The 18,629-nt window shown below is 69.6% G+C and carries 21 protein-coding genes; 10 read left to right on the top strand and 11 right to left on the bottom strand.

What is annotated here, in order from left to right:
• Window positions 1-443: 443 nt before the first annotated feature.
• Window positions 444-950: a sigma factor gene (locus ACQKQD_RS29780; protein ID WP_427510368.1), complete on the top strand. Its 507-nt coding sequence runs from the start codon at window positions 444-446 to the stop codon at window positions 948-950.
• A gap of 232 nt (window positions 951-1,182) precedes the next feature.
• Here the strand turns inward: ACQKQD_RS29780 and ACQKQD_RS29775 are convergent, their stop codons facing one another.
• The 3 genes from ACQKQD_RS29775 to ACQKQD_RS29765 are packed head-to-tail and all read right to left on the bottom strand — an operon-like array spanning window position 1,183 to window position 7,271.
• A complete protein-coding gene (locus ACQKQD_RS29775; RefSeq protein WP_427510367.1) occupies window positions 1,183-4,101 on the bottom strand; it encodes a hypothetical protein in 2,919 nt (972 codons plus the stop codon).
• A gap of 38 nt (window positions 4,102-4,139) precedes the next feature.
• The gene (locus ACQKQD_RS29770; protein ID WP_427510366.1) at window positions 4,140-5,504 is read right to left on the bottom strand and encodes an HlyD family type I secretion periplasmic adaptor subunit; all 1,365 of its coding nucleotides are present in this window, start codon (window positions 5,502-5,504) and stop codon (window positions 4,140-4,142) included.
• Between the two features lie 3 nt (window positions 5,505-5,507).
• Window positions 5,508-7,271, bottom strand: coding sequence for a type I secretion system permease/ATPase (locus tag ACQKQD_RS29765; RefSeq protein ID WP_427510374.1), 1,764 nt, complete (start codon window positions 7,269-7,271; stop codon window positions 5,508-5,510).
• A 373-nt stretch (window positions 7,272-7,644) separates the two neighbouring features.
• Between ACQKQD_RS29765 and ACQKQD_RS29760 the strand changes: the two genes are divergently transcribed.
• The gene (locus tag ACQKQD_RS29760; protein ID WP_427510365.1) at window positions 7,645-7,971 is read left to right on the top strand and encodes a helix-turn-helix domain-containing protein; all 327 of its coding nucleotides are present in this window, start codon (window positions 7,645-7,647) and stop codon (window positions 7,969-7,971) included.
• An 85-nt stretch (window positions 7,972-8,056) separates the two neighbouring features.
• Here the strand turns inward: ACQKQD_RS29760 and ACQKQD_RS29755 are convergent, their stop codons facing one another.
• Window positions 8,057-8,311 carry a hypothetical protein gene (locus ACQKQD_RS29755; RefSeq protein ID WP_020095905.1) on the bottom strand — a complete coding sequence of 85 codons (255 nt, stop codon included), beginning with the start codon at window positions 8,309-8,311 and terminating at the stop codon, window positions 8,057-8,059.
• 438 nt (window positions 8,312-8,749) lie between these two features.
• Between ACQKQD_RS29755 and ACQKQD_RS29750 the strand changes: the two genes are divergently transcribed.
• The 5 genes from ACQKQD_RS29750 to ACQKQD_RS29730 all read left to right on the top strand — a co-directional run bounded on the left by ACQKQD_RS29750 (window position 8,750) and on the right by ACQKQD_RS29730 (window position 12,734).
• On the top strand, window positions 8,750-9,439 hold the full coding sequence (locus tag ACQKQD_RS29750; RefSeq protein ID WP_427510364.1) for a sigma-70 family RNA polymerase sigma factor: 690 nt from the start codon (window positions 8,750-8,752) through the stop codon (window positions 9,437-9,439).
• 733 nt (window positions 9,440-10,172) lie between these two features.
• Window positions 10,173-10,397 carry a hypothetical protein gene (locus ACQKQD_RS29745; RefSeq protein ID WP_020095907.1) on the top strand — a complete coding sequence of 75 codons (225 nt, stop codon included), beginning with the start codon at window positions 10,173-10,175 and terminating at the stop codon, window positions 10,395-10,397.
• Window positions 10,398-10,578: 181 nt separating this feature from the next.
• Entirely contained in the window at window positions 10,579-11,709 is a 1,131-nt protein-coding gene (repC, locus tag ACQKQD_RS29740; protein ID WP_427510363.1) for a plasmid replication protein RepC, read from the top strand.
• 158 nt (window positions 11,710-11,867) lie between these two features.
• Complete coding sequence (locus ACQKQD_RS29735) at window positions 11,868-12,044, top strand: hypothetical protein (protein ID WP_020095909.1); 177 nt, start codon at window positions 11,868-11,870, stop codon at window positions 12,042-12,044.
• 285 nt (window positions 12,045-12,329) lie between these two features.
• Window positions 12,330-12,734, top strand: coding sequence for a response regulator (locus ACQKQD_RS29730; protein ID WP_020095910.1), 405 nt, complete (start codon window positions 12,330-12,332; stop codon window positions 12,732-12,734).
• A 72-nt stretch (window positions 12,735-12,806) separates the two neighbouring features.
• On the opposite strand, the gene ACQKQD_RS29725 is transcribed toward ACQKQD_RS29730, so the two are convergent.
• The 7 genes from ACQKQD_RS29725 to ACQKQD_RS29695 all read right to left on the bottom strand — a co-directional run bounded on the left by ACQKQD_RS29725 (window position 12,807) and on the right by ACQKQD_RS29695 (window position 15,261).
• A complete protein-coding gene (locus ACQKQD_RS29725) occupies window positions 12,807-13,019 on the bottom strand; it encodes a hypothetical protein (RefSeq protein WP_020095911.1) in 213 nt (70 codons plus the stop codon).
• Between the two features lie 217 nt (window positions 13,020-13,236).
• The gene (locus tag ACQKQD_RS29720) at window positions 13,237-13,497 is read right to left on the bottom strand and encodes a hypothetical protein (RefSeq protein WP_427510362.1); all 261 of its coding nucleotides are present in this window, start codon (window positions 13,495-13,497) and stop codon (window positions 13,237-13,239) included.
• A 334-nt stretch (window positions 13,498-13,831) separates the two neighbouring features.
• Entirely contained in the window at window positions 13,832-14,230 is a 399-nt protein-coding gene (locus tag ACQKQD_RS29715) for a DoxX family protein (RefSeq protein ID WP_427510361.1), read from the bottom strand.
• A 37-nt stretch (window positions 14,231-14,267) separates the two neighbouring features.
• Window positions 14,268-14,399, bottom strand: coding sequence for a hypothetical protein (locus ACQKQD_RS29710; protein WP_427510360.1), 132 nt, complete (start codon window positions 14,397-14,399; stop codon window positions 14,268-14,270).
• A 109-nt stretch (window positions 14,400-14,508) separates the two neighbouring features.
• Complete coding sequence (locus tag ACQKQD_RS29705) at window positions 14,509-14,787, bottom strand: hypothetical protein (protein WP_427510359.1); 279 nt, start codon at window positions 14,785-14,787, stop codon at window positions 14,509-14,511.
• Between the two features lie 149 nt (window positions 14,788-14,936).
• A complete protein-coding gene (locus ACQKQD_RS29700; RefSeq protein ID WP_427510358.1) occupies window positions 14,937-15,074 on the bottom strand; it encodes a hypothetical protein in 138 nt (45 codons plus the stop codon).
• A gap of 10 nt (window positions 15,075-15,084) precedes the next feature.
• Window positions 15,085-15,261 carry a hypothetical protein gene (locus ACQKQD_RS29695; RefSeq protein WP_158684253.1) on the bottom strand — a complete coding sequence of 59 codons (177 nt, stop codon included), beginning with the start codon at window positions 15,259-15,261 and terminating at the stop codon, window positions 15,085-15,087.
• Window positions 15,262-15,595: 334 nt separating this feature from the next.
• On the opposite strand from ACQKQD_RS29695, the gene ACQKQD_RS29690 reads away from it, so the two are divergent.
• From ACQKQD_RS29690 to ACQKQD_RS29680, 3 genes are all read left to right on the top strand, one after another.
• Window positions 15,596-15,850, top strand: a complete 255-nt coding sequence (locus ACQKQD_RS29690) for a hypothetical protein (protein ID WP_026605357.1) — start codon at window positions 15,596-15,598, stop codon at window positions 15,848-15,850.
• 181 nt (window positions 15,851-16,031) lie between these two features.
• Window positions 16,032-16,463 (top strand): hypothetical protein, encoded by a 432-nt coding sequence (locus ACQKQD_RS29685; RefSeq protein WP_234083319.1) that lies wholly within the window; start codon window positions 16,032-16,034, stop codon window positions 16,461-16,463.
• Between the two features lie 167 nt (window positions 16,464-16,630).
• Window positions 16,631-18,595: an alpha/beta hydrolase domain-containing protein gene (locus ACQKQD_RS29680; RefSeq protein WP_427510357.1), complete on the top strand. Its 1,965-nt coding sequence runs from the start codon at window positions 16,631-16,633 to the stop codon at window positions 18,593-18,595.
• Window positions 18,596-18,629: the final 34 nt, after the last annotated feature.

Genomic DNA, 18,629 nt, shown 5'->3' with positions numbered 1-18,629 from the left:
CGGCCGTTAAACACGCCAGCGCCCATGGTACTGTGTCTCAAGACACGGGAGAGTCGGTCGCCGCCAGACCCGCCCATCGCAATCACCATTCCCTCAGCACGAACACCGATCCGGCCCCCGGACACGGCGCACGCTCACACTGAGCCGGCGCCGGATCTCATCGGTCGCTCTGCCCCCGTGCAAGTTCTCTGAGCCTCGTCACCTTCGGTGATGGGCGTTCGATCGGCCGCACGGCCATCCCAATCAGCCGAGAGATCGTGCGCAACCGCGAAGGCGGTTCCCCGCGTCGCGCGAGGGCTGACTGATCCCGGACATCTGCCTGCTCCGAGCCTTTCCCGACCGGTCGTGCCGAACGCCTCGGCCAGTCGTCGTTCGCCCGGCACCGACGACCGCGCTGTGCCGAAGGCGCGGCCTTGAGGGCTGTACAGCAAACCTCTATTATAATGCTGCTGTACAATGCCTCCGGTCAGTGTGGAATCGAGCATCGCATGCCGTGCCATCCGGACACGCGCTCACGGTCGGTCCCCGGTGATAGGGCTGGATCGCCGTCCTTCAGGCCTGATGGCGGACCAGAGTGTCCGCCTGCCGCGTCCGGCCCCGACAAGATCCATCTGCGTCGTCCGCACTCAGGGGATCTCAATGCGGCGGCCGATCGGGATCCGGCGTTCGACGCGGACCGTTTCCGGGCAGCCCTCGTGGAGTTGCTGCCCGACCTGAAGCGATTCGCGGGGTCGATGGCGGAGACGGCCGATCAGGCTGAGGACTTGGTTCAAGAGACGCTGCTCAGGGCTTGGATACGTCAGGATCGCTTTCGTCCTCGTAGCAATCTTCGAGCCTGGACATTCACCATCATGCGGAGCAGCCTCTCGCCCTCCAAGCGTGAGACAGAGGATCCGACGGATGTCGGCAACGCTGCACCCGACAGGCGACGCATCGATCCTGGCCGGTGAAACCGCGGAGCGTTCTCGCAGGACGAATGGCGACGGCCACGTCGTCTGACGAGGCGGTGCTGGATGTGGCGACGCCGATCATCGACCCGCGCGCTCTGCTGCGTGCGTCGAGATATGAACCGCTCTTCGTCAGTCCGAGTGCTTCGCGCTCCCCGGTCGAGTTCAGGGCGGTCGAGCGCCACCGTCGAGAACTCACGAGAATGCCTGCCGTTCGCGGATCCTCGGTTTCCCGTCAGGAGTGGAGGTCAAAGTGATGGGCGTTGGCGCCGTGATCTGAAACCCCGATCAGGCCGACGTCTCCGTGGACGCCACTGTCCGCCGGTGCGTGGCTCGGTCCGGCCGGTGGGCCGGGTTTGCTGTCGGACGCGAATTCGATGGTGCCGTTCGGGCCGATGCTGGCTGCCGGTCTCGGACCATGACTGCCCCCGCTCGTCGGGGGACTCGGCTCGCCTGACGGTTCTTGATCGCGGCTCACGCCGGTCGAGCCTCCCGATCCCTGGCGCGAGAGCGATTGGTCTGACGCCACCGGGGTGCCGACGTTCGCGGCCGCAACGGCAGTGCCGTGACCTGTGTGGTGCGGGCCCGCGTCGAGGTTCGCGGGATTGGGATCCGCCTCGACGGCTCGATCCTGCGTGCCGCTCGGCGAGATGCCTGCGTTGGCACCGGTTGCCGGGTTGGAGCCGTCCGAGTTCCGCAGATGCGGTTCGGTCTCTCGGGCGTGATCCGCAGCCTCGCCGCTGCGGCCGGGCCCGTCGGCGGTCTGAGCATGGCCGGGATCGTCCGCTCTCACCCCCGCCAGCGCGCTGGCTGACGGAGCGATTGGGTCCGCGTCGGAAGCCGCGCTGTGAACGACGGGACCCTGTGCGTGCGGTCCATCGTCTTGGAGGTGCCCGGGCGGCTCGCCGCTTCGATCGTCCTGCCCGTGGCCTGGATCGGCAGCGCGCGCCTGCGTGCCGGCTGACGGCGGACCTGGGTCCGCGTCGGTGGCCGAGCCGTGACCGCGGCTATCCTGTGCGGGTGGTAGCGTATCGTGAAGATGTCCCGGCGCCTCGGCGCTCCGGCCAGGTGAAGCGCCGGCCCGCGCGTGACCGGGATCAGCAACATCCGCCTGCGTCTGCGCGCTCGCGGATGGTTGGACCGGATCCGTGTCGGCGGCCGAGCCGTGATGGCCGGCATCCCGGGCGTGCGGCGCCGTGTCTTGGACATGTTCCGGCGCCACCCCGCTCCGAACCGGTCCCTCGCCAGCCTGCCCGTGATCCGGTTCGGCGGCTCTGGCCTCGATCTGCAGGTTGGCTGCCGGTGCTGAGGGGGGGGGATCGGTGGCCGTCGTGCCGTGGCTGCCGGCATCCTGTGCGTGCCCTGCCGGGCCCTGGAGAGGCCCCGGTGCCTCGGCGCTCCGGCCGGGGCCTTCGCCGGCCTGAGCGTGTTCAGCCACCGCGCCGCTCGCCTGCACGGTGGCTGAGGGCGGCGCCAATTGCGTGCCGGTGTCCGTGCCCTGACCGTCGTTGTCCTGGGCGTGCGGCGCCGAGCCCCGGAGGTGGCCCGGCGCAGCGGCACTCCGGCCGGGACCTTCGCCGGCCCGCGTCGAGCCTGGATCGGCAGTGCTTGTCTGAGCCTGCGCCAGACCCGGCGGTTCATCCGGACTCGCGCCGCCGGCCGCGTCCAGTGGAACGGCCGCCGCGTCCTTGTGATGGCCTGGCGCATCGGCGCTTCGGCCAGGCCCGTCGCCATCTTGACCGCGGCCCTGATCGGTGACCTCCTCCCGGACCTGCGCGAGGCCCGCTGTTGGACGCGGGCTCGGATCGGATGCTGCACTGGGGTCGCCGGCCGCGCCGTGCAACTCCCGTTCGGATGCACCTGCGCCGATGCCTGAAGGATCCGCATGCGCGACCGCGTCGTGCCGTCCCCTTGCCTCCGGCGAGACGTCCATTCGCAGACCGTTGTCCGGGCTACCGGAGCGCTCCTCGACCGGGAGCTGCGCGTGTCTCAACTCGGGTTGTGCGGCGGCATTGAGCCCGTTGACCGGGGCTGGCGGAGCTTCGGATGCCGCGTGACCGGTCGTCGGGGTGACGCTCTGGGCCAGCGATGGCGCCTCACCGGTCGCGCTCGACGACGGGGCTCCCTGTTCCCGTGCCGCGGCGTCCCCCGATGGCGCGGCGCCACCGTCCGATCTGGAATCCGGAGACGACGATGAACCCGCTGCGAGGGCTGCGCTGGCCTCGGCGCCGCGCGCGAGCGGCTGAAATCCGGATTCCGCGCCTGCCCGGGTCGGCCCATGGCCGAAGGCCGGGTCTCTGAAGCCGATGAGCCCGAAATCGGCGGCGTCAGATCGGGCGGAAGCGACCGCAGCCGACTCGGCCGTTACGAGACCGGCCGCGCCGCTCGCGGCACCTTCGTGGCGGCCGGTGCCGAGCGGACCTTCCGACTGGACGGGGCTCGCCGCTCCACCCGTCGTCGGCGACAGGCTGCCCTGGTCACCCGGGACGGCGCTGCTGGCGCCCCGCGCGCCGAGGTATGATGTCGCCTCGATACCCTGTGCGGGGTGGTCGACGAGGGCATCCGCCGCGAAGACCATGGCCGAGAACACGATCAGCCCGACCTGCTTACGGTGGCCGTCGCGCTCATCGGCATCGCCCGTGTCGCGCGCTTCGGACGGCCCGTGCTGTTGCGCGTGGCCCGCGTGAGGGGGCTGCGCCTCGCTCACGGTCGATCGCTCCCCGTCATCCGCGCGGGCGTCGTCGGGCGACAGGCTCAGGGCCGCAGCCGCGACGAGAGCCGCGAGCAGCGCCGCCGGGTGAACCGAGAGCTTCGTCCCGCGGGCATCCTGCGGGATCGGGAGAAGCTCGGGATAGCGTCGGGCGATCTCGTTGATGAGGGCGCGGAAGTCGCTGCCTCGCATCGGGCTGTCCAAGACATCGGACGCGATGACGTAGCTGCCGTCGATCCTGGCGAAATGCATGACGGCGTCGCCATCCGGCCGGCAGAAGACGAACCAGGGATCCGCCTCGTCGCTCAGGCCCTGCTCGCTGCCGATCTGCAGGCCGGCTCGGATCAGCGCGGCCTCGACGCGGTAGAATTCCGCGAGCTCCTGCTGCGACCAGCCGCCCTGGCACGTCGTTGCGGGTCGGAAGAACGAGATGACCGCGCCCATCAGGACCTCACGTCCGCACAGTGACCGAGAAGCGGACTCTATCGTTCATGGAAACTGCGTCCCAGAGCATCGAAGAACGGCGCCACCAGATAGTCGAGCGCCGTGCGCTCGCCGGCCGAGACGACGACCTCGGCGGGCAGGCCCGCCAGGAGACGTGGTCGTACGTCGTCCGGGAGTTGATGGTCGTCGATCTCCACGGTGCCGGCGAAATAGGCCTGCTTGGTGCCGTCGTCGATCAGGCGGTCGCGGGAGACCATCGTCAACGTCCCGAAGATCGCCGACATGCGGCGCGTCTGAAAAGCCGGAAACTTCACCTCGGCCCGCATGCCGGCATGAACCGCCTCGAGATCGTTCGGCGCGAACTGCACGCTGATCACGAGCCGGTCGGTCGTCGGAACGATCTCCATCAGCGGCTCACCCGAGCGGACCACCTGGCCGATCGTGTAGACCTTCAATCCCTGGATGACGCCCTGGTGCGACGCCCGGACCTCGTGCCGACGGAGGACATCCCGGGCCACGATGAGCTTCTCGCGCAGTTCGGCGATCTTCTGGCGCGTGTCGAGGAGCTGCGCGGTCAGCGATTCCTGCAGCTTCTGCTTGAGCTGCGCGGTCTGCATCCCCGCCTCGTTGATGCCGTTCTGCGCCTTGGCGGTCTCCGCCACGGACCGTCCGATCACGCCTCGGAGGCGCGCGTGCTCGCGCTCCATCATCAGGACGCGCGAGAGCGGGATGAGGTTCTTCTCCTGGAGGCCGCGCAGGCCCTCCAGCTCCTGCTGGATCAGCGCGACCTGCTGCTCGCCCGAGGCCTTCTCGACCGCCAGCCCGGAAATCTCCGTCTTCAGCTGCGTGACCCGCGCCTCGATGAGGCCGAGCTGCGCCTGGAAGGACGCGCGGCGCTCCGACAGCTGGCTGGCCTGGTCGTCGATCAGGCCGGCGACGGCCGGCTCGGCGCGCCGCTCCGCGATCTCCGGCGGCAGGAGCAGATCCTGCGCCTGGCCCTGCTCCGCGCGGAGGCGCGCTTCGAGGATCAGGGCCCCGTCGAGCTGGCCGCGGAGCAGATCGTTGCTGGCTCGCGATTGCACGGGATCGATGCGTAGCAGGACGTCGCCCGCGCGAACCGCCTGGCCGTCCCGGACCAGCACCTCCTGGACGATGCCGCCTTCAAGATGCTGCACCACTTTGCGGCTGCCTTCCGCGACCACCACCCCGGGACTGATGACCGCCCGGTCGAGGCGCGCGACGGCGGCCCAGGTGCCGACCACCCCGAACGTCGCGACGATGAGCGCGTAGCCGGCGACGGCGTACGCGCGCCAGTTCGTCAGGTCGGCGGAGCCCGACCGGTCCCGATCGGACCTTCTTCGCACGGGGGACGGGCTCGGGATCGCGGCGCGCGTGACGGTCATCGCTTATCCCGCGCTCCGCTGTTCGTCGGAGCTGCGGCGGCTCTGGGATGCCGCGGGGCCGACGGGCGGCACCAGGGTCGGGACGGGCCGCTGGCCGGTGACGTGGGCGAGGACCTGCTCGGGCGTGCCGGAGAGCTGCACGCGGCCCTCGCTCATGAGCAGGATACGGTCGGCCTCCTCCAGCAGGCTCACCTTGTGGGTCACCAGCACCACCGTCGTCCCGGATCGCTTCAGGTCCGCGACGGCGCGCATCAGTGCCGCCTCGCCGGGCTGGTCGAGACTCGCATTGGGCTCGTCGAGCACGACCAGGCTCGGCTCGCCGTAGAGCGCGCGGGCTAGAGCGATGCGCTGCCGCTGACCGCCTGACAGCCCGTGTCCCCCCCGACCGATGACCGTATTGTAGCCCTCCGGAAGCGACTGGATCAGCGCGTGACAGCCAGCCCGCTGGGCAACCTCGATGACGCGCGCGTCGTCCCGGTCGGCGAAGCGCGCGATGTTCTGCGCGACGGTCCCGTCGAACAGCTCGACGTCCTGAGGCAGATAACCGACATGCTGCCCGAGCAGGGCCCAGTCCCAGTGGTTCAGGTCGGCCCCGTCGATGCGCACCGTGCCTTCCAGCAAGGGCCAGACCCCGGTGAGCGCGCGAACGAGCGTCGATTTGCCGGCGGCACTCGGGCCGATGATCCCCACGACGCTGCCGGGCTCGAGCCGGACGCTCACAGCCTTGAGGATGGGGCTCGTCGCGCCGGGGGCCGCCACCGAGATGTCTTCGGCCTCGATCAGGCCGCGCGGCCGCGGCAGGACGAGGCGGCGCGTCTCCGAGCCGGCGACGGCCACGAGATCGACCAATCGCCGGTAGCTCGCCCGCGCCGCCGTGAACCCCTTCCAGTTGCCGACGACCGCCTCGATCGGCGCGAGGGTGCGGCCGATGATGATGGACGCGGCGATCATCGACCCGGCCGAGATCTCGCGGTGAATCGCCAGATACGCGCCGATGCCCAGCACCAGGGTCTGCAGCAGCATGCGGACGAACTTCGTGGCCGCGACGATCAGGCCCGCGCGATCGCTGGCCCGCGCCTGGAGGAGCAGGACGTCGTCGTGGCGGCGCCCCCAGAGCCCGCGCATGGACGCGACCATGCCCATGGCCTGCAGCACCTCCCCATTCCGAAAGACCGTGGCTGCGCTCTGCCCCGCTTCGCGCGAGGCCTGACTGGCGGCGTCGAGCGTCCGACGGGTGGCGACCTCGTTGAGCAGCGTGAGGCCGAGGATCGTGCCGCCGCCCACCAGCGCCATCCAGCCGAACCAGGGATGGAGGATGAAGCAGGCGAGCAGGAAGATCGGTATCCAGGGCAGATCGCAGAACGCCAGCATGCCGGCGCCGGTCAGGAACTCCCGCAGGACGTCCACGTCGCGCAGCGCCGTATCGTGCTGCGCGCCGGGCCTGAGCAAGGTGCCGCGATGGGCGGCATCGAAGATCGGCGTGGCGATTTTCTGATCGAACACCACACCGCCGCGCACCAGGAGGCGGGCGCGCAGCATCTCCAGCATCGCGTAGACGGCCAGGCCGAACGCCGCGATCAGCGTGATCCCAGCCAGGGTCGTCTCACTCCGGCTGGGGATCACGCGGTCGTAGATCTGGAGCATGTAGAGCGGGCTGACGAACAGCAGCAGATTGATGAAGAGCCCGAACACCACGGCGGTCGTCAGGACCGGCCGGAGCGAGCGCAGGCCGATGGTCAATGCCGATTGCAGCGAAGGATCGCCCATTCTGCCCTCTTCCTGCGATCGATCGGCACGATCGGCGATACCCGATGGCTCAGATTCCCGTGCTGCTCGCGTCAGTGACCCTCGGGCGCTCAGATCCGCGAGCGGCAATCGTACGTGCGATACTCGACTTTCATGGGCCGCTATCCAGAGACATGCACCGGTAGTGGGGCATCCGGCGCCATTCTCCAAATCGTTCCTTACAGGATGATAGCGCTATTCAGGTAGTTGCCAAGCAACGGGATCCGTTCGGGGAGGACGCGGGGACGACGGGTGCCGCCGCGCATCTGGACAGCGCGGCTCCGTCCCAGCTATATGGTGTTTGCTGTATAAGCGCCGCGCCGCGTGGCTTCGGTCGGCAGGAAGGTGAAACCCCGTGTATGCCCATCAGCAACGCCTGGACTCCGAGGAGGTGCTGGAGCTGCGTCGGGAGGGGGGACGGTATCTGAAGGAACTGCGGGAGGCGCGCGGCCTGTCGCAACGACAGCTCGCAGCTCTTGTCGGTGCGGATTACTACACCTTCATCTCGCAGCTGGAGACCGGGCGCGGTCGTATTCCTCCGGATCGGTACCGCGCGTGGGCCGAGGCGCTGGCGATCGAGCCGAGAGCGTTCGTCCGGAACGTGATGCGCTTCTACGACCCGATCACCCACGAGATCCTGTTCGGCGATCGGAGCGCGGAGCCTGCGGGCAACGAGGCGTAGGCCGTCGACGCTCTCAGGGCCCGGATCGTTCGGATGCGCGAGGCGCGCGGGACGGCTCCAGCCTGGAGACGACCGCCCCCGCAGCTCAGGAGGTGGAGTGATCCGCACCGTCCACCGTCTGTGATCCGAGGGGCGATGGGTCGTCAGACGTCACGTCGGCGGCCGATACGGGCGCGCCGATCGCCGCCATCAGCATTCGCAATCCCTCGATCCACGTATCGGCCTCGGCCCGCGAGATGCACCCGCTGCGGCGAAAGATTTTGCCGGACTCGAGCTTGACAACAACGTCGAAGTGGCCGTCCGGCCTGTCCGTGATCCAGTATTCGACATTCTGAGGCATCGACGCTGCCCAATAGATCCTCACTTGGCCGGCAACAGCCGCCCCGCCCCCGCAGCTCGCAGTCTGACGGCGAACGCGCGCCTCTCGCCGACGTGACTCGTTCACCTCGATCCGTTGTTCCTCGCTCGGCCTCAGACCACGTCGGGGTTCACCTGCGCGCGCGATGATCTTCGGCTCCTTCTCGGTTCAACATGTCCGCCCCCCAGGGACGGAAGCGTGCCCCAACGCGTAGGCCGCGGAGAACGATCCGCCGCTTGCGGGGTTAGATGTTCACTGTACAGTCAGGTGGCGGGTCCTATCTGGAGGGGTGGACGCTCGATGACGCGCGTGGTCGGGCCACTCCCGCCGGATGGCCCGCTGCAGATCGCCGGTTCGTCCGGCGGGATTCACGGCGGCCCGAGATCGGTTCGTGCGGCGAGCGCTTTGAGAGGACGTGAGTTGACGGACACGCTGGTTGCTCAAGACGGCGGAGTCGATCGGCCGAGCCGACAGGACCCTCCGGAACCCGCGATTCTGCCCACCGGTGTGCGGGATCATCTCGGCCTGCAGCTGCGCGCCGCCTACGAGGCCGTGACACGGGCACAGACACCGCCGCGTCTGCTGGACCTCGTCGCGCGGCTCGATGCAGCGCTGGAGGGGCCGCGCCAGGACGATGCCACCGCGTTTCGCGAGGGCCTGACCGAAACGCTGCCCGGCCTGCGCGCCTTCGCCCTCTCGCTCGTCGGCGATGCCTCGCGCGCCGACGATCTGGTCCAGGAGACTGTGCTCCGAGCCTGGGCGCGCCAGGACCTGTTCATCCCAGGTTCGAACCTGAAGGCGTGGCTCTGCACCATCCTGCGCAACCAGTTCTACACCGAGTGCCGCAAGCGAAAGCGCGAGATCGAGGACGTGAACGGTGCCGCCGCGGCGCAGCTCACGGCGCCCGCAGCCCAGGAGCACGGGTCCGATCTGCAGATCGTCTGGTCCCATATCGGCAAGCTGCCGGATCTGCAGCGTGAGGCCCTGCTCCTCGTGGGGGCCCAAGGCCTGACCTACGAGGCCGCCGCGGAGGTGATGGGCTGTCAGACCGGGACCGTGAAGAGCCGGGTGAGCCGCGCCCGGGCCTTGCTCGTCGCGCATCTCGCCTGAGACGGGCATCCTGACCGAGGGCGGTTTCTCCACGCTCGACGGCCCCTGCATGGTTGAGTCAGGTGCCCATCCGCGCTCCGCCCTGGGGCGATTCCCGACGGGCGACGACCTGGGAACGGTCCCCCGCCGTCCTGGCCGGTGTCGAACCTCGACGGCTCGACCATCCTTGTCGGACGGATAGCCCGGGCAGAGAGACGAGGTCGGGCGCGCGACACGCTCGAAGGCCGGGGAAAGGCCAGGCGCAGGCCGGCAAAGCCGTCTCGGCCCCTATCGCGACCGCGAAACCGCCGCGGGACGCCCTCCCCCATCGCGCTTCAAGTCGCACGAGTGTGTCGCGAGCAGCGACTGCACCACGCGGCCGCCATCGTCGATGGACAACGCCGCGGTTCAGCCCGCGCTTCGGGAAGGTTCGGGCCCGTCCCGGTCGCTGCCGCCGCAGCAGGCCGCTCGTCCCGGTCCGAGCCAGAGATCATCCCCGGGCACCTCGACGGACGCTCCGCCTCCACGCGCCGCCCGTGTCGCAGGAAGGTCGGCCGTGGCGTCACCGACCATTGCGCAGCGCCGCGTCTGGCATCCTCGCCGCGGAGGCTCTCGGCGCGGTCTCCGGGCCGCCGCGGAACAGGTCGCCCTTAACAAACTCACCCATCCCCGTACGAATCCGGGTCGCCGCTGGACTCACTTTGCAGAATCGGTCCACATGAACAGTCACGTTGGCAGAATCGGGCGGGGACCGATGACCGCAGAGGAACGGCTGGCTGAGCTGAAGGCGGCGGACACGCGCCGTCAGACACGTCGCAGGGAGGCTCTGAAGCAGAAGGGCATGACCCAGCAGAACGTGTGGCTGAAGCCGTCGGTCAAGGCCGTCATCGACCAGGCGATCCAGAACGGTCGGTTCAGGAGCCGTACCGAGGCGATCGAGTGGGCGCTCGCGTCTGCCTTCGAGGAGAAGTCGGCATGATGTAACGGGCAAAGCAGAAGGCCCCGAGGCGGGAACCTCGAGGCCTTTGGACCTGACATACCCTGGGATGGGGCGCGACAGGCGATTCGCACCCCCTTTATGCCCCCTCCCCCAGGCCGTCGTCAAGAACACCCTTCGGGGTGAACGGTCCCGCTTTGCCTCCTGAGAGGAGGCGGACGAGGTGGAGACAGTTCATTCCGGTGGCCGGCCGCTCACGCGCGCCGCGCTCGCCGGCCGGAGACGTGCGCTCGAAGACGGGCGGACGGTCTCGCGCAGGGAGCTCTCGGCCGCGGGCCGGGACGCGGCCAAGGCCCTGAACCTGCGCCCTGCCCTGCGTTCGATCCTCTCGGCGCTCTGCGCCGTGTGGGGTGAGCAGGATTGGGAACGCTTGGTGGTGTGGCCCTCGAACGAGCACCTGTGCGGGATGACCGGGCTGTCGGAGCGCGCGCTCCGCTACGGCCTGCGCGACCTGGTGGCCCTGGAGGTCATCACACCTCGGGACAGCGCGAACGGCAAGCGTTTCGCCATCCGCGGGCCGGGCGGCGCCGTCATCGACGCGTACGGTTTCGACCTGACTCCCATCGTCGCCCGGAAGGGAGAATGGGCGACCGCGATCATGGAAGCCACCGCGAGGGACGCTCAGCGAAGCCGCGCGTTCGATCTCCTGACCGTTCGTCGCCGCGCGGTGTCGGAGGCCCTCGCCGCCTTGCGCGCCCGCTTCCCGGCCACGGATGCCGCCGATCTGCTCGCGGCGCAGGAGGCCCTGGAGCGCAGCACGCCGAGGAGACGCGCTTCCGGCGTGGCCCCTGACGTCGTCCTCGACGCCTGGGGAGAACTGCAAGTCATGGCGGAGGATCGTTTCTATCAAGCCGCCTCTGCCGGCAATTCCGGCCGTCACTTAGAACAAGACACCGGATCTCCTACCGATCCTTGTGCAAAGACTCCCGAGAAGGAGCCTGAGCCGACCCGTAGGCCCGAACCGTCACTCGTCGCGGCTGCTTGCCCTGTCGCTGCCGAATTCGGCGTCACCCTCAGAACGGAAGCGGATGTCATCGAGATCGGCCGGCTGATGCGGGGCGGGATCGGCGCGCATCCGTCGGCCTGGAGCGAGGCTTGCGAAGCCCTCGGTCCGTTCCGGGCCTCGGTGCTCGTGCTGATCGTCGCGCAGCTCCACGACGACGACGTGCGCCGGGGTGAGATCCGCATCAAGAACCCAGGCGGCTACTTCAGGCAGCTCGTCCGCCTGTGTTCCGAAGGTCGCTACGGGCTCGAAGCCGAGCTCATGGCGATGCGCAGGAGGAAGATGACGTGACCTCGGGCGAACGTCACCTGCCCCGGACCGCCAAGCCCTGCAGATGCGCCACGCCGCGGCAGCGAATCCGGGCCCCCGGATCCTGACCGATGTAGGTAGGCTCCGGATCCCGGAACTCACGCTACGCTTGCGCGGCCATTGAACATGGGAGGCTAGCGGTGAAGGTGTTTCAGATCCGGCACGAGGTGACGGGCGCCATCCTCTGGACGGGGTCGGCGCCTGACCCGCTCGCTGCCCTGGACGCCATGGCCCACGAGGCGGGGTATTACGATCATTCCGATATCCCCGACCATCTCCGGGCCGGTGGACTCGCCATCGAGGAGATTCGGGTCTAGCGCGCCGACCACCACGCGAAGAGTCCGATCCCTGCGGGCGCCGGGCAGGTGCCCTCGCTTCACGGAAGACCGCCGTGGTGACGTGTCGGTGAGCGATGCCGGATTGGTCGGGCGCCTGCAGTGCCGTTCCGCCAGGAGGCCGAGCAGGTTCCGCGGCACCCGGCACTCTCGGTGCGAGGGGTTCGGCGCGTGATCGCCCCGAACCCGGTCCCCATCGGACAGGTTTGCGTGGGACGCAATCGGGGTCCGCTGCGTTACTGCGGCGACGAAGTGTGGAGATCCAGGATGGCAGACGCCGTCGCGTCGCAACGCGCTGTGCTGATTGTCGAGGACAATCCCGTGCAGCTCATGGATGCGGCTGCAGCCCTTCGCGACGCGGGATACGAAGTCGCGGAGGCCGCCACTGTCGAAGCCGCCCAGGCTCATCTGGCGGCCCGTCCCGAACTTGTGGCCATGGTCGCGGACGTGGACTTGGCAGGCGAGCCCTTGAGTGGCTTCACCCTGGCCAAAGCCGTCGCGGCGCGCTGGCCCGAACTGGCGATCCTGATCGTGTCGGGTGTGGCTTGGCCCGCCGAGGAGCAGATGCCGATGGGCGCTCGCTACCTGCGCAAACCGTTCACACCGGAGGGGCTGGCCGGCGCGCTGGGGGCTGTGCTGGCGGCGCGGGGCGTAGGGTCCGTGCCGCATTGACGGTGGCCAGCCCAGCGTGCGCCGGCGCGGGAGAGCCGCGCCGGCGCATGCTGGGACGCATCACGGCGAGGTTCAGGTCCCGCTGTCGCCGGCGCTGGCGTCGTCGCTACCGTCGAGCAGCCAGTCCGGTATCCCGGGAAGCACTTCCCCGGCGACCTCACCGGCGGTCTTCAGGGCCCGCTCCACTTTCGCTTCCGAGTACTCGCCGCGGACCTCGGCGAACAGCTCGCGCGCCAGACGGTCCAGCTCCTCGTCCGAGAGCGTCTGGTCCGGCTCGTCCCTCATGCGTGCAGGCCCCCCAAGCATCGGCCGTCCTGCGCCACCGATTCCGTCACGGGGCGGGAGCGCGTCCGGTGTCATCACCCGTGAGCCGATACGCAACGCGGCCCGCCATCACGGTGCCTGGGCCCGGTTAGGGGATCGTCACCGGCGGGGGACCGAAGATGTCCTAGGCTGACGCTGACGCCGCCGATCCTTCCGTCGCGGTGATCGGCCACCCGCCTCAGTCCACGCCGCAGGCGAGCAGATCGCGCCTGCGCTGCTCGGACGTCTCTCGGGCCTCGTCCTGCCAACTGGCCTCTGGCGGGTCTCGGTCGGCCTTCACCGGTCGCTCGCCAGGCAGGTACAGACTGCGGGGATCACCGGGCAACGCGCCCGTCGTCTCGGGGTCCCGGTCGCAATCCCGAGCCGGCTGATCGGCCAGGGCGAGCACGGGACCCGCGCACACGACGACGGCCACGGCGAACGCGAGCAACTTTCTCATGGGGGTCCCAATGGGCCAGGCCCGGCGCATGTACCGCGTCGCCGGTAGGGCCGGAGGGCTTAACGGCGGTTCGCGATGGTCGCCACACCCGTGTCGGCACGGCAGACATGCGTGACCGTCGCCGCAGATCGATCGGCGCCCGGGGACGATTTCCACGTCGCTGGCACCGAGCCGCGGCGGCCAGGGCGTGGTGTCCGGACTGCCGCGTGCCCGTCACTCCGCTCGCGGCCTCGCCGATCAAGGCTCGAACCGAGAAGCCCCCACTGGTCCCCCACTGCGCCCCCACTGCGCCCCCGCGCGGACGTGAATGGCCGAATCCGCCCTGTCGGAACGGTCAGGCCTGCCGCATCTCCGTGTCGCTGCCGGACGGCAGAAGCTCGGACCGGCGCGCGTGAGCGACGCCGCCCAGCAGGATGAGAAGCACGAAGGCGGGAAGCGGCATCAGAACGGGGTCGCCCGCGAGGAGATGGCTGCCGACCGCGCCGGCCATGAGCACGGCGAGCAGACAGGCGCCGAGGGCGACGCAACCGGGCGTCCAGAGGAGCACCGCGCCGAGGAGTTGCAGGGCGCCGACCACGTCCATGAACCACAGCGGGTAGCCGAAGCGGACGAAGCCCTCGACCTCGAACGGCACAGCGGCGAACTTCATGCCGGCGGCCACCAGGAACACCGCGGTCAACAGGCCTCGCAGCGCCACGCTGCCGACACTCCGCCTATCCCGAACCCGAGCCATCCCCACACCCCTCCCAGCAGGCATCACTCTCGGCGGATCAGACGAAGTGCGTCGGCAGCGCCGCGGTCAGGGCGAGCTGGAGGACGGCGAGCGCCAAGCCAGTCCGCATCGACCAAGCCACGATGTGGTCGGTGACGGTCATGCCCTTGGTCATCATCTTGGTGGCCATCGGTGGTTGCCTCATCCGTGCAGCCGTAAATCGGCTGTCCCAGGACGGTCATATGGCCAAGCTGGATTGCGCCGTTATTGCTTCGATTATTGCGTCGGATTGCACAAAATCAGTTGAGACGCCGTTCTCGGTGAGCGATCCACGGCGCCACGTGCGATCGCCGGCACGCCTCCGGGATGCGCCGCGAAGCGATGACCGCGCGGCGACCGGCCGCCACCGGCCACATTGTCGGCCACAACGTCCGCGTGAGGCCGTCCCCGCCCCCGCCGGCCCGGAGCGCCGTCAGTTTGCCGCCGTCCCGCTCGGCGGTGACGGAGACCTTCGCGTCGGGACGGATCGCCGACGGATCGACTGGCTCATAGGCGACGATCGGTGTCTCAGGCGACACCGCCACGGTCTCCGACGCGCCGCCCCCGTGAGCCTCCGCGGCGGGGACCCGACAACCCGGGAAGACGGGCGCGGCGCTCGGCGACGCCTGGGGTCCAGCCCGCCCGTCCGCGGGCGCGACGACGGTGCTGTCGGGAGGACGCTGCCGATTCAGGCGTCCGCGTCGGCGCGTCCGTCCCACGCGTCGAGGCGCGACGGCGCCATCGGTGCCGCGGCGGCGATCCCGATTCGGGTCGCGGCAGCCGCAGCGGCGATGATGAGGCCGATGAAGAGCAATGGTTCGAGCATGGCCGTGCCCTCAGCTATGGGCCCGCGCGGCGAGATGGCGGCGCGCCGAACGGTGGCGGGCACGCGCATTGTGCTGCCGCCGCATCTGTTCCTGGAGGATCTCGTCTTCGTGCTGAGGGAAAACTGTGATCGCGGTCGATTGCGGGACACGCAGACCGTCCTCACGCTGCGGATAGATTGGTTTCATGACCGCTCCCCCGTATTACCTACGTAGAAGCTTAACCGTTCTTTAACCGATTGCAACCCGGTGGCAGGGTCGGGTTCCGACGGCGCCGGCGCGCGCTGGAGATCCTTCTCCCTCGGGTAGTCCGCCCTGATCGCCGCGGCGACGCGCCTTCCCTCACCAGCCCGGGCACTGGCCGCATTTCGGGCCCGACGGCTCCGGTCCCGGCAGACCCCCCGATCTCAGAGGCCGGGCGGCTGCTGATCCGGGCCGGGGAACTACCTCAGGCACGGTTGCCGCCTATGTCATCTGACCGGGAGCCGCCGTCGGACTGACTTTGATCGTGGAGGACGCAACGATGCCGCCCAAGCTGACCAAGACCATCATCGGAGCCGTTATCGCCGTCGCGCTCGCCGCTGCGGTCTCCTACGGAGTCATCAGCCAGCAGACGGCCGACAAGATCCAGACTCAGGCGAACCAGACCCTGCAGAACGATCAGGCGCCGGCCAGCACCGGTCAGCAGCCGCCGCCTCCGCCTCAGAACTCGATCCCGCAGGCACCCGCACAGCCGGGGGCGTCGCCGCAGAACCCCGCGCCGGCACCGCGTCAGTGAGCGAATCCGGGCGCGTCGATGGTGGGTCCGCGACGTCGAACACGCCCCGGGATCGGCCCGGGTCACTGGCATCGGGGTCGACGGCACATCCTCCCCTGTCGGCGACGAGCTGAAGCCGCGGCAACGAGATCGCGGCCCTGTTCGAGCAGAATACTTCGGAGATACGGCGGTCATCGCGGAGGTGCCCTTGGCAAAACCGTTTGCCACGCTGCTGCTCGCAGCAGCCGTCTCTGTTCTGTCAGATCTGCCGGCGCGATCTCAGGTCGCGCCCGTCAACAACTGGGCTGAGTTCCGCGAGGCTATGGCGGCGTGCTGGACGGTGCCGCCCGGCACGGAGGGATCCCTGATTGCCTACCGGTTCGGCCTCGACAAGACGGGTGCCATCCGGGGCAAGCCGCTCATCACCGCGCGGCGACTGGTCGGCGACCAGGACGCGCACCGTCGCTACGAGGAGGCGGCATCCGCTGTGCTGGCACGCTGCTTCCCGCTCAAGGTGACACGGGCGTTCGGCGCGATCCTCGGCGAGAGCCCGATCTATCTGCGGTTGGTCAACACGAAGCCGACGGCCGCCTACCAGATCAACAGCAACGTGACGATCTTCGCGCCTCGCTAGGCTGCCCCTCGCGGATGCTCGCCTTGCCCGCCCGGGGGCCTCCCGAGACCGGCTGACAGGCGGTCCGGGAACGCAATGCCTTCGCGGGCAGCGCGCTCGACGGCCCGTTCCATCTGTGTTTGCTGACACGGTCGGCCAGGAGAACGAGCCGCGCGGGAGGGGGGACCATGCGGACCGGTTGGGTTCTTGCCGGCGCGCTCGGCTGCGCGCTCGGCGTCACGCCGACACAGGCGCGGATCACTCAGATCGAGGTCGTCACCGTCGAGCCGTTCGCCGACGGCGCTGAATTCGGACCTGCCGGCGCGTACGAGCGGGTCGTCGGTGCCGCCCGCGGCGAGCTCGATCCGGCAGATCCGGCCAATGCCGGCATCGTCGACATCGCGTTGGCGCCGCGCAATGCGCGCGGCATGGTCGAATACAGGACCGACCTGTTCATCCTGCGCCCGAAGGACCCTGCCCGCGGCAGCGGTACGCTGCTGTTCGAGGTGCTGAACCGCGGCCGCAAGTTCCTCTTCAACTGGGTGCTGGACGCGCCGGCCCAAGGGGCCCAGGCTGTCAACGATCCGCGCAACGCCGTCGACGCCGGAACCGGCCTCGTCCTGCGTCGCGGCGACACGATCGTCTGGTCGGGCTGGGAGGCGGACGCGCTGCGCCAGCAGGGCGGCATGGCCATCGACGTGCCGGTCGCCTCCAGGAACGGCAAGCCGATCGTGGAGATCGTGCGGGACGAACTCGTGAGCGCGACGCGCGGGCCGCCGGAGGCGCCCTTCTATCTCACCTTCAAAGCGGCCAGCCAGGACAAGGCCGGCACGCAGCTGACCGTGCGCCGCCGGGAGGCCGACCCGCCTCGGCCGGTTCCGGAGGAGGCGTGGCACTACGCGTCGCCGCGGCAACTCGAGCTCCTGCCCAAGGGAACGAAGCCGCTGCCGGGCTCGATCTACCAGTTCACCTACCGCGCCACCGAGCCGAAGGTGCTCGGCATCGGCTTCGCCGCGACGCGCGACGTGGTCGCCTACCTGCGCGGCGATGCCGCCGGTGGCGCCAACCCGGCGGACGGAGCGATCCGGCACGCGGTCGCGCTCGGCATCTCCCAGAGCGGGCGGTACCTGCGCGACTTCATCGCCCAGGGCTTCAATCGCGACGAGGCCGGGCGCCGGGTCTTCGACGGCGTGCTGTCGCACATCGCGGGGATCGGCGGCGTCTTCCTGAACGCGCGCTTCGGCCAACCGTCCCGCACCAACACGCAGCACGAGGACCATCTCTATCCGGAGAATGCCTTCCCGTTCTCCGCGGCGGCTCAGCACGACCCGGTGACGGGACGGACTGGCGCGCTGCTGCGCGACGACGGCTTCGACCCGTTGCTGATCGAGGTGAACACCGGCACCGAGTACTGGCAGAAGGGTGCCTCGCTGCTGGCGACGGATCCCCTGGGCCGCACCGACCTGGCCTTGCCCGACACGACACGCGTCTACTTGGTCTCGAGCGGCTTCCACTACGGGCGCGCCGGATTGACCTCTAGCAGAGGCCCCTGCGCCAACATGCGCAGCACCCTCAATCCGGCGCCTGCCCTCCGGGCGCTTCTCGTCGCACTCGAGGACTGGGTGACGCTCGGCACGCCCCCGCCCGACAGCCGGATCCCGCGCCTGTCGGATGGCACGCTGGTGGAGCCGGCCGAGGCCGGCTATCCCTTCATCGTCGGTGTGCCGGTCCCGACCGCCCCGAACACGATCGCCCGCTTCAGCACCTACGTCGATCCCAAGCCCGAGAGCGGGCCGCAGTACCGGCCGCTCGTGCCCCGCGTCGACGCGGATGGCAACGACGTGGCAGGCATTCGCCTGCCGGCCGTCGCCGCACCGCGCGCGACCTTCACGGGCTGGAATCTCTACGCCGATCCCTTCCCGGCGGGGGCCCTCTGCGACCGGGAGGGGAGCCAGCTTCCGTTCGCCCGGACCCGGGCGGAGCGGGAGGCCAACGGGGATCCGCGGCCCTCGCTGGAGGAGCGCTACCCGGATCCGAATGCCTACCTGGCTGCCGTGACCAAGTCCGTGGACGCGCTGGTTCGGGATCGCCTGCTCCTGCGCGAGGACGGCGACCGCCTTGTCCAGGCGGCGCGGCAGGAGTCCGCGCCATGACCGCTCCGGATTCGGTCGTGCCGCCGGCGTAGAC

The organism is Methylobacterium sp. NPDC080182 (assembly GCF_050281105.1).
Lineage (GTDB): Bacteria > Pseudomonadota > Alphaproteobacteria > Rhizobiales > Beijerinckiaceae > Methylobacterium.
This window is presented reverse-complemented; position numbering and strand designations above follow the sequence as displayed.

Bases quoted from the DNA above. Each gene is read 5' to 3' on its own strand.
- ACQKQD_RS29780 (WP_427510368.1), top strand. From the start codon at position 444: ATGCTGCTGTACAATGCCTCCGGTCAGTGTGGAATCGAGCATCGCATG.
- ACQKQD_RS29775 (WP_427510367.1), bottom strand. From the start codon at position 4,101: ATGGGCGCGGTCATCTCGTTCTTCCGACCCGCAACGACGTGCCAGGGC.
- ACQKQD_RS29770 (WP_427510366.1), bottom strand. From the start codon at position 5,504: ATGACCGTCACGCGCGCCGCGATCCCGAGCCCGTCCCCCGTGCGAAGA.
- ACQKQD_RS29765 (WP_427510374.1), bottom strand. From the start codon at position 7,271: ATGGGCGATCCTTCGCTGCAATCGGCATTGACCATCGGCCTGCGCTCG.
- ACQKQD_RS29755 (WP_020095905.1), bottom strand. From the start codon at position 8,311: ATGCCTCAGAATGTCGAATACTGGATCACGGACAGGCCGGACGGCCAC.
- ACQKQD_RS29745 (WP_020095907.1), top strand. From the start codon at position 10,173: ATGACCGCAGAGGAACGGCTGGCTGAGCTGAAGGCGGCGGACACGCGC.
- ACQKQD_RS29730 (WP_020095910.1), top strand. From the start codon at position 12,330: ATGGCAGACGCCGTCGCGTCGCAACGCGCTGTGCTGATTGTCGAGGAC.
- ACQKQD_RS29725 (WP_020095911.1), bottom strand. From the start codon at position 13,019: ATGAGGGACGAGCCGGACCAGACGCTCTCGGACGAGGAGCTGGACCGT.
- ACQKQD_RS29720 (WP_427510362.1), bottom strand. From the start codon at position 13,497: ATGAGAAAGTTGCTCGCGTTCGCCGTGGCCGTCGTCGTGTGCGCGGGT.
- ACQKQD_RS29715 (WP_427510361.1), bottom strand. From the start codon at position 14,230: ATGGCTCGGGTTCGGGATAGGCGGAGTGTCGGCAGCGTGGCGCTGCGA.
- ACQKQD_RS29710 (WP_427510360.1), bottom strand. From the start codon at position 14,399: ATGGCCACCAAGATGATGACCAAGGGCATGACCGTCACCGACCACATC.
- ACQKQD_RS29700 (WP_427510358.1), bottom strand. From the start codon at position 15,074: ATGCTCGAACCATTGCTCTTCATCGGCCTCATCATCGCCGCTGCGGCT.
- ACQKQD_RS29695 (WP_158684253.1), bottom strand. From the start codon at position 15,261: ATGAAACCAATCTATCCGCAGCGTGAGGACGGTCTGCGTGTCCCGCAA.
- ACQKQD_RS29690 (WP_026605357.1), top strand. From the start codon at position 15,596: ATGCCGCCCAAGCTGACCAAGACCATCATCGGAGCCGTTATCGCCGTC.
- ACQKQD_RS29680 (WP_427510357.1), top strand. From the start codon at position 16,631: ATGCGGACCGGTTGGGTTCTTGCCGGCGCGCTCGGCTGCGCGCTCGGC.